We start from the raw sequence: 10,587 nt of genomic DNA, 5'->3' as shown, positions 1-10,587 counted from the left end.
ATCGTCCCAGCCTACGGACCTCCCGGCGGGCCGGGCATCTGCCGAAAGTGAGAGGCCGGCCCGCACCCTTCGGCCCGCGAAGTGCCCGCCCAGGGCCGATGCCCGACCGGCCCCCCGACGGCGACGGTGGAGGACGTCGCCGAGCCACGGCGGCACCCCCCTTCCCTCCTCCACCACGCCGCTTCGAAAGGCCGGGCGAAGACGTGTTTGTCGCCTTGAGAGACCTGACGTTCGCCAAGGGCCGGTTCGCCCTGATGGGAACCGTCGTCGTACTGATCACCCTGCTGGTCGGACTGCTGTCCGGACTGACCGCGGGCCTGGCCCGGGAGAACGTCTCCGCCGTGACGTCCCTGCCCGCCGACCGGATCGCGTTCGCCGCGCCGGGCGGCGGCCAGGACCTGTCGTACGCCGACTCCGCCGTCACCGAGGCCCAGTGGCGCCGGTGGGCCGGCGCCCCCGGTGTCCGCGGCGCCGAGCCGCTCGGCATCACCACCACCCGCGCCGACGCCGGCGACCGGAGCACCGGCGTGTCCGTCTTCGGCGTCCGGCCCGGCTCGCCCCTCGCACCCGCCGGCGACCGCCTCGACGACCGTACGGCGGTGCTGTCCACCGCCGCCGCCGAGGAACTGGGCGTCCGCGCGGGCGGCACCGTCACCGTCGCCGGCCGGCGGCTCACCGTGGCCGCCGCCGAGGGCGACGCGTCCTTCAGCCACACCCCGGTGGTGTGGACGAGCCTCGGGACCTGGCAGGCGATCGCCCCGCCCACCGGCACCGCCGGCGGCCCCTTCGCGACGGTGATCGCCCTGGACACCGGCCCCGGCGCGGACCTCGCGGCCACGGACCGGGCGGCCGGCACCGAGACCGTCACCAAGGACGACTCCCTGGCCGCGATCGGCTCCTACCCCTCCGAGAACGGCTCCCTGCAACTGATGCGCGGCTTCCTGTTCGCCATCTCCGCCCTGGTCGTCGGTGCCTTCTTCACCGTGTGGACGATCCAGCGCAGCGCCGACATCGCCGTCCTGAAGGCCCTGGGCGCCACCACCGCCGGACTGCTGCGCGACGCCCTCGGGCAGGCCGGGATCCTCCTGGCCGGCGGCACCCTCGTCGGCACCGCCGCCGCCGTCGCGACCGGTGCCGCGGTCTCCGGTGCGGTGCCGTTCGACCTGGCGCCCGCCACCGTCCTCGTCCCGGCCGCCGTGATGATCCTGCTCGGCGGTCTCGGGGCGGCGCTCGCCGTCCGCCGCATCACCTCCGTCGACCCGCTGACCGCCCTGGGGAGCGCCCGATGAGCCTGCACCTGACCGACGTCACGCTGACCTATCCCGACGGCGACGGCCGTCTCACCGCCCTCGACCGCGTCACCCTGGACGTGCCGCGCGGCAGCGTCACCGCCGTCGTCGGCCCCTCCGGGTCCGGCAAGTCCAGCCTGCTGGCCGTCGCCGCGACCCTCATCACCCCCGACGCCGGCACGGTCACCGTCGACGGCGCCGACACCACGGGGATGAGCCGCGGTGAACTGGCCGACCTGCGCCGGCGCCGCATCGGCATCGTCTTCCAGCAGCCCAACCTGCTGCCGTCCCTCACGGCGGCCGAGCAGCTCCAGGTGATGGCCCACATCGACGGCCGCGGCCACCGCGCCGCCCGGGACCGGGCGCTGGAACTCCTCGGCGCCGTCGGCCTCGCGGACCAGGCCGGCCGCCGGCCCCACCAGCTGTCCGGCGGCCAGCGTCAGCGCGTCAACATCGCCCGGGCCCTGATGAACGACCCCGGGGTGCTGCTGGTCGACGAACCCACCAGCGCCCTCGACCACGAGCGGGGCGCCGCCGTCATCCGCCTGATCACCCGCCTCACCCACGAACGGGGCACCGCCACCGTGCTGGTCACCCACGACCACGCCCAGCTGGCCGCGGCCGACCGTGTCACCGAGGTGCGGGACGGACGCCTGAGCCTGGCCGCGACCGCCGGCTGACCGGGCCGCCGCTCAGGCGCCGCCGGGACGGAGCCGGTCGGCGGCACCCGGCGGCTGGATCCGCAGCCCCGGCCGGCGCCGGTGGACCGTCAGATAGGCGACCCCGTCGGGCCCGGCCTGGACGGCACGCGTCGAACCGTGCGGCAGCCACGTCAGCAGCCCCGGCCGCAGCGGGCGGTCGCCGTCGGTGCACACGAGGGTGGCCGACCCGTCGAGGACGAGCAGCAGGACGTCGAGATCGGGCTCGGTGTGCGTGCCGACCCGCCCGGACGCGGGGACGCGGACCACGTTGGCGTCCAGCTGCCGCCCCGGCTCCGCGAGCCGCCACAGGGCGCCGGCCTCCGCCTCGCCGGCGTGCGCCAGGAGCTCCGCGGTGTCGCACAGGACGCGGGGGAGAGGAACCCCCTCGGCCGAGGAGCCGTCCGGAGCGGGGGAGCCGCCGTCTTCCGCTGCCATCGGATGTCACCGTCCGCCGTGTCCAACCGCGGCCGCCCGCCACCCCGTTGGGCGGCCGTTCCGGCACGGCCCGTCAAGTGACGCACTCCACAGGGCTCCAGCCGCAGGTAAAGACGAATCTAACATGCGTATTTGCTAGGGTCCTGCTTGTGCGGCTGACGAAATTCACCGACCTGGCGCTGCGTTCCGTGATGCGCCTGGCGGTCCTGAAGGACGGCGACGACCCCCTGGCGACCCGCGAGGTGGCCGAGACCGTCGGCGTGCCGTACACGCACGCCGCGAAGGCCATCACCCGGCTCCAGCGCCTCGGTGTGGTGGAGGCACGGCGCGGCCGTGGCGGTGGACTGACACTGACCGACCTGGGGCGGCACGCCTCGGTCGGCTGGCTGGTCCGGGAGCTGGAGGGGGACGGCGAGGTCGTCGCCTGCGAGGGTGAGAACCCGTGCCCGCTGCGCGGGGCATGCCGGCTGCGAGGTGCCCTGCGCGCCGCGCAGGAGGCGTTCTACAGCACGCTCGACCCGCTGACCGTCGCCGACCTGGTGGCCTCGCCGACCGGCCCGGTCCTGGTCGGGCTGACGGTGCGCCCGCCCGGCTGACGAGCGGGCGGGGAGACTCGCGCCGACGCCTGACTCAAAACACGAAAATCATCTACCAATTAGGAGTCGCTGTGCTCTCCGAACAGTCCGTCCCCGTGGTCCGGGCCACCCTTCCCGCGGTCGGAGCAGCCATCGGTGACATCACCGAGCTGTTCTACCGGAAGCTCTTCGCCGCCCACCCGGAGCTGCTGCGGGACCTGTTCAACCGGGGCAACCAGGCCAGCGGAGAGCAGCAGAAGGCACTGGCCGGGTCCATAGCGGCGTTCGCCGGGATGCTGCTGGAGCGTCCCGACGCCCGCCCCGACGCGATGCTGTCCCGGATCGCGCACAAGCACGCCTCTCTCGGCATCACCTCCGACCAGTACAAGATCGTCCACCGTCACCTGTTCGCGGCGATCGTGGAGGTCCTCGGCGACGCGGTCACCCCGGAGGTCGCCGCGGCCTGGGACGAGGTCTACTGGCTGATGGCCAACGCGCTCATCGCCATCGAGGCCCGCCTCTACCAGGAGTCCGAGGTCGTCGAGGGACAGGTCTGGCGCCGCATGGAGATCGTCGAGCGGCATGAGGAGACCCCCGACGCCGTCTCCTTCACGCTGCGCCCGGCCGACGACCGCCCCGCGCGGCCGTTCCGCCCCGGCCAGTACGTCAGCGTCCGGTCCGAACTGCCCGACGGCTCGCACCAGATCCGCCAGTACAGTCTCTCCGCCGCGCCCGGCCGCTCGGAGCGGCGGATCACCGTCAAGCGCGTCCAGGGCGCCGGACAGCCGGACGGCGAGGTGTCGTCCTGGCTCCACGCCACCGCGCGCAAGGGCGATGTGCTCACCGTCTCCGAGCCGTTCGGCGACCTCGCGCTGGCCGACGGCGACGGCCCGCTGCTGCTGGTCTCCGCCGGAATCGGCGTCACCCCCATGCTGGCCATGCTGGACCACCTGGCCGCCACCGGCACCCGCCGCCCGGTCACCGTCGTCCACGCCGACCGCACCCCCGCCGACCACGCCCACCGGCAGGAGCAGCTCGACCTGGTGGCCGCGCTCCCGGACGCCCGGCTCCACCTCTGGTACGAGGAGCCCGGCGACCGGGCTCCGGAGGCATCCGCCGGATTCGTCGACGTCGAGAGCCTGGACCTGCCCGAGGGGGTCACGGTCTACCTGTGCGGCTCGGTGCCCTTCATGCGCGCCGTCCGCGGCGGCCTGCTGCGCCGCGGGGTGCCCGCCGAGGCCGTCCACTACGAGGTCTTCGGCCCCGACCTCTGGCTCGGACAGCAGTAGCACCGCGCCGGGGCCTCGCCGGCCGGCGGCACCGGGTGCCGGTCGGCGGGCCGCGTCGCCGGCCCGCACATTCCGGGACCGCGTTAGGCCGCTGCGGTGAAGGCCGTCGTTATGGCCGTGTCGATCCGGGCGTGCACGACCAGCCGGGGGCCGGTCGTGTCGGCGTTGTCCTCCAGCAGCCGCCGGACCGGCGCGTTGTGGGTGACGACGCTCATCAGGACACCGAGGCGGCCGCACCACTGGTGGGCCCGGAGCACGGCACTGACCGCGGCGCCACTGGAGGCCTCCTCGGTCAGGACGATGACGACCGGAGCCGGCTGATGGGCGTCGACGAGATGGGTGATGTGCGTGGACAGCGCGGCCCGCCCGTCGATCCCCGGATCCTGATCCACCGTGATGACGAGGACTCCGTGCTCCAGGGTGTGGGACAGCATCGTGGCCTCCGATCTGACGCCTGATGGCGAAGTGCCTTCAGTGAAAGTGCCCCGGACCCGGTCCGCAATGCGCGGCGACCGCGACGGGGCCGGCGGAGCGTCCCCGGCGTGACCGCGCCACGGCACCGGGTGCCGGACGGGACACGGGACGCGACCGTGCCGCCGAAGGGCCCCGCGGGCTCCCGCGGCGCCGCCGCGTACGATCGTCCGGTCCCTCCCGCCCCGAACCGGCAAGGAGCCCCGACCGGTGCCCGCCCTCCTCCCCACCCCCCGAACCGGGCCCCGGCTGCTCGGCCTGGAGCGCCTGACCCGCGTGGAGGACGGCGAACGGCTGCACGCCCTGCTGTGGCGGCCCGGACCGGGCTGGCGGATGGCCGGCAGCGCCGTGCTCGGCGGCGGCATCGCCGACTGCGCGTGGGTCCTCAACGCCCAGGTGGCGCACGGCTATCGGCGCACCGACCCCGCGCGGCACCTCGCCGACCTGGCGCTCGCCGCGGGGGCCGAGGGCCGGGGCATGGGTCTGATGACCGCCGCCGACGTCCGCGACCCCGGCCGCGCGCGGGACGGCGGCACGGAGGCCGTGGTCACCGCGGGCGTCTCCGTACGCGGCTGGGCGGCCGCACCGCAGGCGGGCGGCACGGGGGCACCCGGGCCGGGCACCATCAACATCCTCGCCGCGCTGCCGGTGGCCCTGAGTGACGCCGCGCTGGTCAACGCGGTCATCACGGCGACCGAGGCCAAGGTGCAGGCACTCCTCGAAGCCGGCCTCGACTGCTCCGGCACCCCGACCGACGCCGTGTGCGTCGCCGCCCACGCGCCGCGCCCCGGTACCGAGGTCCACGCGTTCGCCGGCCCCCGCTCCGAGTGGGGCGCCCGGCTGGCACGGGCCGTCCACCGCGCCGTACTCGACGCACTGCCCGCCCCCGCACGGGCCTGAGCGGCAGCACCGGCGGCTACACCGAGTTCCTGCGCCGTACCGCCGCCGCGCGCAGGGCCAGCGCGGTCGCCAGCAGCACCCAGGCCACGGCGCAGTACGCCCACGCCGTCGCGCCCCGTGCCACACCGACGGCGCTCCAGACCGCCCACAGCGCGAGCACCACGCACAACGCCGTCCACGAGATGTCGGCGACACGGCTGCGCAACTGCGCGCGCTGCCGTGTGCCGGGTTCCAGATCGCCGAGCCTGTTGCCCTCCACGTACGGCTCCTTCGCCCAAGTAGTCGTGAGTGGGCGTCGGGTACCCCCTCGGGGCTCTCGCAAGCGGCTTGGGCACACGTGCGCGGGGACGGCCCGCTCCGGCCGTCCCCGCGACTGTGCTCACCTACCGTTCACCCGGTGCTCAGCGCTGACCGCTCTTCTCCAGCGCCTTGTCCAGGGCGGCCGCGAACCCGTTCGCCCACAGCTGGTTGACCCGGCTGCGCTCGGCGGAGTTCGGGTACGCGTTGGTGCAGGACGTGCCGGGGCCGCCGCCCGACATCAACTCGCTGCACGGGCCGCTGTAGTGGTCCGGCAGACCGAGCACGTGCCCCGTCTCGTGGGCGGTCACGCGGGTCGAGTCGTACTGCCGGTTCTGCGTGTAGTCGAGGAAGATGTACCCGCTGCCGTGACCGTTCGTGGAGGCGTACGAGCCGCGCGAGTCGTTGCCCTCGTAGTACGCGAAGTCCGCGCCGGAGCTTCTCTCCTGGAGGCGCACGTTGGCCACCGAGCCGTTCCAGATCTGGGCGCTGCGGGATATCTGGGTGCGGAAGCTGGGCGCGTTGGAGGTGCTGTAGTAGACGGTGACGGCGGCCGTCGAGGACGGGTTGGCCGCCCGCTTCTCGGCGACGGACTTGACGACCGCCTCGAAGAACGCCTGGTTGGCGCGGGCGTCCTCGCCCGAGCCGGCCGAAGGCGCGTAACCGGCCTGTGCCACGGGGGCCTGGGGCTGGGGAGCGGCGGCCGTCGCGGCCGGGCCGGAGCCGAGCACGGCGGCCGTCAGGCCGAGACCGACCGCGGTGGACAGCAGGGGCAGGGTGATGCGCATCGATGACTCCTTGTGTGGGGGAGTGGGGAGAAGTCGTCACCGGTGAGTGTGGGGCGCCCATGAGCCCGCTGTGATGATGGCAACAGGCGATAGGTCCGGGCTATCACCCAGCTTCGGCCGGAGTGCAGAACTCGCCCTGATCCGCCGTGTTTTGTTCACCTGGCGCAACCAACTGTTCCGCTCTACGCTCCCTGCATGGAGCTCGAGGTGAGGCACCTTCGCGCGCTGTGCGCCATCGCCGACGCCGGCAGCCTGCACCGGGCGGCACGCCAACTGGGCGTCGCCCAGCCCACGTTGAGCACACAGTTGACCCGCATCGAACAGGCCCTGGGCGGCGCGCTGTTCGTCCGCGAACGCAGCGGCTGCCGCCCCACCCCGCTCGGCCGCACCGTCCTCGGCCGGGCCCGGCCCCTGCTGGCCGACATGTGCACCCTCGTCCGCGAGGCCCGCTCCGCCGCGGCCGGCGGGGACAGCCGGCTGCGCGTCGGCTCCACCGCGAGCCGGGCCCTCGCCGGCTGGCTGCGCCGGCTCAGACGCCCCGGCCTGGAACCCACGCTCCAGATGGACGTCTCCGCCAACGCGCTGCTGCGCCGGGTCGGCGAAGGACAGCTCGACGTCGCCTTCGTGCACGAGGTGGAGGGCTGCCCGCTGCACGTCCCGGAGGGCCTGCGGCTGCGGGTCCTGGTCGAGCGCGAACCGCAGTTCGTCATGCTGCCCGCCGACCACCCGGCGGCCGCCCGCCCCGTCGTCCACGTCACCGACCTCGCCGACGACCGGTGGATGGTCGACCCCACCGTCGACGGCGAATGGGACGGCGTGCACCGCATGCTGCGCGCCGTCGGCCTCGACCCGCGCGTCCTGCACGGCGACTACCACACCGCCGCGTCCCTCGTCGCGACCGGCGAAGTCGTCACCGTCTGCCAGCCCAGCTCCCAGTCCCGCCCCGACATGGCCGTGCGGCCCCTGCACGGCGACCCCCTCGGCGTGCGCCTGCTGCTGGCCGCGCGCACCCGGGCCGAACTGGACGCGGTCTACCCCGCGCTGGAGGAGGCCTACTGGGAGGCGGCCCGCCAGTCCGCCGTCTACCGCGAGTGGCTGGAGGGCCCCCGCACACCCGCCGTGGCCCCGTGCTCACCGGCCACCTCACCGGCCACCGGGACGGGCACCGACCGGGCGGAGTTCGTTCCCGCCCGGTGAACCGGACCATCCCGCCATTCAGGTGCTTTCCCTCCCGAACCGGTATGACAACAGGGCCAAACGGTTACGGAGAGGGGCATGAGCTCTGCGCGACGACTTCCCCCCATGCGTTCGATGGCCGTGCTGTGTGCCCTGGGCAGTTCCGTACTGCTGATGACGGCCTGTACCAATGCCGATACGACACGCTCGAGTGTCGCCGAAGCGGCACCGACGGATTCCCCCACCGGCACCGCTTCCCCGACCGACACCGCCTCGTCCCCCGCCGCCTCCTCCGCTTCCCCCTCGGCCTCCATGAACGAGGACCAGGCCGAGCGCAAGGCCCTGGTCCCGATGGCCAAGGTGACCTGGGACAAGGCCGCCGACACCGCCGTCAAGGAGGTGTCCGGCAGCAAGCTGGTCGACCTCGAACTGAAGAAGACCTCCGCCGAGGCGACCGCGTCCCCCACGGGCTCGCCGATGCCGAGCACCCCGAACCCCGCGCCCAGCGCCGGCGCCCCCGAGTGGGAGGCCAAGGTCGCCGCCTCCGACGGCACCGTGCACCGCGTCGACATCGACGCGGTCAGCGGCAAGGTCTTCCGCAGCCAGGTCGACTCGGACCAGGACGCGGACGACAAGAAGGAGATGGCCGACCGGCTGGGCAAGGCCACCCAGACCCCGCAGCAGGCCGTGAAGGCCGCCACCGGCAAGGCCAAGGGCACCGTCACCGCCGTCGGGCTCGACGAGAACGACAACCAGCAGGTCATGTGGTCCGTCGACGTCGTGGACACCAACAACTGGAACAAGACGACGGTCGACGTCGACGCCACGAACGGCAAGATCCTGCGCGAGGACGTCGACACCGACTGAGCGCCGGTCCGTCGGACAAGCACGTCGGGAGCAGCGGGCCACCTCGCCCGACTGCTCCCTTCTCACGTGCCGTTCGCCGTCAGACGGCGGTCGCTTCCGCCCCCTCGCTCCGCGTCCGGGCCGGCAGGGTCAGTACGGCCAGGAAGCCGCAGACCGCGACCGCGGCGAAGAAGTAGAAGCCCCACGGGTGGCCGATCCCCGAGGAGACCAGGGCGCCCGTGATCGAGGGTCCGACGATCGAACCGATCCGGCCGATGCCGGACGCCGAACCGAGCGCCGTGCCGCGCACCGAGGCCGGGTAGAAGTACGTCACGTAGGCGTAGACGAGCACCTGCGCGGAGAAGACGAACACACCGGTGAGGAAGACGACCGTGTTGAGCAGTAGGTCGCTCTCCATCCTGACGCTCAGACAGGCGAGCATGAGCACCGACACCGCGAACCAGCCCATCGTGGTGCCCTTGATGCCCCGCCGGTCGGCGACCCACCCGCCGAGGACCAGGCCGACGACGCCGCCGACGTTGAGCACGAGAAGCTGGGTGACGGCCGTGGGGACGGGGTAGCCGGCGTCGTTCATCAGCTTCGGCAGCCAGGTGTTGAGCCCGTACACCAGCAGCAGCCCCATGAACGAGGCGACCCAGATGCCGATGCCCGCGCGCAGGTACGCCGGCTTCAGCAGCTCCGTGAACGGCACCCGCCGCGCCCCGTCCCGCCTGGCCCGGACGAAGGTCTCCGACTCCGGCAGCTTGAACCACTGGACGGCGGCGACGACGAGACCGACGACGCCGAGCACGTAGAACAGGACCTCCCAGTCGTCGGTGACCTGGAGGGCCAGCAGCGAGGTGATGACGGCGCCGGTGTGGTAGCCGGTCATCGTCAGGGTGCTGGCCCGCGCCCGGCGGGCGGCCGGCATGTGCTCGGCCATCATCGTCAGCGAGACGGGCATGCAGGCGCCGAGGCCCAGACCGGCGGCGAGGCGCAGCGCGGCGAACATGGCCACCGAGTTCGCCAGCGGCACGACGAGGGTGAAGACCGAGAACACCACCACCGAGCCGATGAGCAGCCGGCGGCGTCCCAGCCGGTCGGCGAGCGGGCCGACGCAGACCGCGCCGATGGCCACGCCCACCAGGGAGAGCGTCGCGACGGTGGTCGCGTCGGCCGCGGTCATGCCGAGGTGGTGGGTCTTGAGCAGGGTGGGGATGATCGCGCCGAGGACGACGAGGTCGTAGCCCTCGAGCAGGACGGTGATCCAGCACAGGAGCACGGTCCATCTGCTGTCGCCGGCGGTGCCGGTGCGGGCCGGCGCGTCGGACGTGGTGGCGGAAGCCATGGTGACATTCCCCCCAGGGGACGGAAGGCGGGCGAGCGGACGGGGAGGAGCGGGGAGGTGCGGGGAGGGGCTCAGAACGGGTAGTCGGCGATGTCCGGGCGGACCGTGACCCACTGGGTCTCGGTGAACGCCTCGACGTTGGCGGCAGCGCCTCCGAAACGGGAGCCGGTGCCGGAGGCCTTGACGCCGCCGAAGGGGGCGTTGGGTTCGTCGCCCACGGTCTGCTCGTTGATGTGGATCTTGCCGGAGTCGATCCGGTCGGCGAGCTTCATCGCCGTGCCGACGTCGCCGAGGATGCCGACGGACAGCCCGTACTCGCAGTCGTCCACGATCCGCGCGGCCTCCTCCAGCGTGGCGAAGGAGAGCACCGGGGCGACCGGGCCGAAGATCTCCTCGCGCCAGGCCGGCATGTCGGTGGTGACGCCGGCCAGCACGGTGGCGCGGTAGCAGGCGCCGTCGATCTCGCCGCCCG

13 protein-coding genes are annotated in these 10,587 nt (G+C 73.5%); 7 read left to right on the top strand and 6 right to left on the bottom strand.

The window, feature by feature from the left end; translation table 11 throughout:
* Positions 1-203 precede the first annotated feature (203 nt).
* Together GTW67_RS32625 and GTW67_RS32620 are read left to right on the top strand one after the other, a co-directional pair.
* Positions 204-1,289 (top strand): FtsX-like permease family protein, encoded by a 1,086-nt coding sequence (locus GTW67_RS32625; protein WP_161168362.1) that lies wholly within the window; start codon positions 204-206, stop codon positions 1,287-1,289.
* Positions 1,286-1,969: an ABC transporter ATP-binding protein gene (locus GTW67_RS32620; RefSeq protein ID WP_161168361.1), complete on the top strand. Its 684-nt coding sequence runs from the start codon at positions 1,286-1,288 to the stop codon at positions 1,967-1,969. Before GTW67_RS32625 ends, GTW67_RS32620 begins: the two co-directional genes overlap by 4 nt.
* A 12-nt stretch (positions 1,970-1,981) precedes the next feature.
* On the opposite strand, the gene GTW67_RS32615 is transcribed toward GTW67_RS32620, so the two are convergent.
* On the bottom strand, positions 1,982-2,425 hold the full coding sequence (locus tag GTW67_RS32615) for a hypothetical protein (RefSeq protein ID WP_161168360.1): 444 nt from the start codon (positions 2,423-2,425) through the stop codon (positions 1,982-1,984).
* Between the two features lie 149 nt (positions 2,426-2,574).
* Between GTW67_RS32615 and nsrR the strand changes: the two genes are divergently transcribed.
* Both nsrR and GTW67_RS32605 read left to right on the top strand, forming a co-directional pair.
* On the top strand, positions 2,575-3,021 hold the full coding sequence (gene nsrR, locus GTW67_RS32610) for a nitric oxide-sensing transcriptional repressor NsrR (RefSeq protein WP_161168359.1): 447 nt from the start codon (positions 2,575-2,577) through the stop codon (positions 3,019-3,021).
* Between the two features lie 71 nt (positions 3,022-3,092).
* Positions 3,093-4,289 carry a globin domain-containing protein gene (locus GTW67_RS32605; RefSeq protein WP_161168358.1) on the top strand — a complete coding sequence of 399 codons (1,197 nt, stop codon included), beginning with the start codon at positions 3,093-3,095 and terminating at the stop codon, positions 4,287-4,289.
* A gap of 83 nt (positions 4,290-4,372) precedes the next feature.
* Here the strand turns inward: GTW67_RS32605 and GTW67_RS32600 are convergent, their stop codons facing one another.
* Positions 4,373-4,723: a hypothetical protein gene (locus tag GTW67_RS32600; protein WP_161168357.1), complete on the bottom strand. Its 351-nt coding sequence runs from the start codon at positions 4,721-4,723 to the stop codon at positions 4,373-4,375.
* A gap of 247 nt (positions 4,724-4,970) precedes the next feature.
* On the opposite strand from GTW67_RS32600, the gene GTW67_RS32595 reads away from it, so the two are divergent.
* A complete protein-coding gene (locus GTW67_RS32595) occupies positions 4,971-5,660 on the top strand; it encodes an adenosylcobinamide amidohydrolase (RefSeq protein ID WP_161168356.1) in 690 nt (229 codons plus the stop codon).
* Positions 5,661-5,676: 16 nt separating this feature from the next.
* Here GTW67_RS32595 and GTW67_RS32590 read toward each other — a convergent pair whose 3' ends face one another.
* Positions 5,677-5,919 (bottom strand): hypothetical protein, encoded by a 243-nt coding sequence (locus tag GTW67_RS32590; RefSeq protein ID WP_161168355.1) that lies wholly within the window; start codon positions 5,917-5,919, stop codon positions 5,677-5,679.
* 142 nt (positions 5,920-6,061) lie between these two features.
* Entirely contained in the window at positions 6,062-6,745 is a 684-nt protein-coding gene (gene snpA / locus GTW67_RS32585) for a snapalysin (RefSeq protein WP_161168354.1), read from the bottom strand.
* A 195-nt stretch (positions 6,746-6,940) separates the two neighbouring features.
* Here snpA and GTW67_RS32580 point away from each other — a divergent pair, with 195 nt between their 5' ends.
* Positions 6,941-7,942, top strand: coding sequence for a LysR family transcriptional regulator (locus GTW67_RS32580; protein ID WP_161168353.1), 1,002 nt, complete (start codon positions 6,941-6,943; stop codon positions 7,940-7,942).
* Between the two features lie 291 nt (positions 7,943-8,233).
* Entirely contained in the window at positions 8,234-8,788 is a 555-nt protein-coding gene (locus GTW67_RS32575) for a PepSY domain-containing protein (RefSeq protein ID WP_524539847.1), read from the top strand.
* A 79-nt stretch (positions 8,789-8,867) separates the two neighbouring features.
* On the opposite strand, the gene GTW67_RS32570 is transcribed toward GTW67_RS32575, so the two are convergent.
* Complete coding sequence (locus GTW67_RS32570; RefSeq protein WP_161168351.1) at positions 8,868-10,115, bottom strand: MFS transporter; 1,248 nt, start codon at positions 10,113-10,115, stop codon at positions 8,868-8,870.
* Positions 10,116-10,186: 71 nt separating this feature from the next.
* On the bottom strand, positions 10,187-10,587 hold a 401-nt coding region (locus tag GTW67_RS32565; RefSeq protein ID WP_161168350.1), incomplete at its 5' end, for an aldehyde dehydrogenase family protein.

It is taken from the genome of Streptomyces sp. SID5910 (assembly GCF_009862125.1).
In the GTDB taxonomy this organism is placed as follows: Bacteria; Actinomycetota; Actinomycetes; order Streptomycetales; family Streptomycetaceae; genus Streptomyces.
This window is presented reverse-complemented; position numbering and strand designations above follow the sequence as displayed.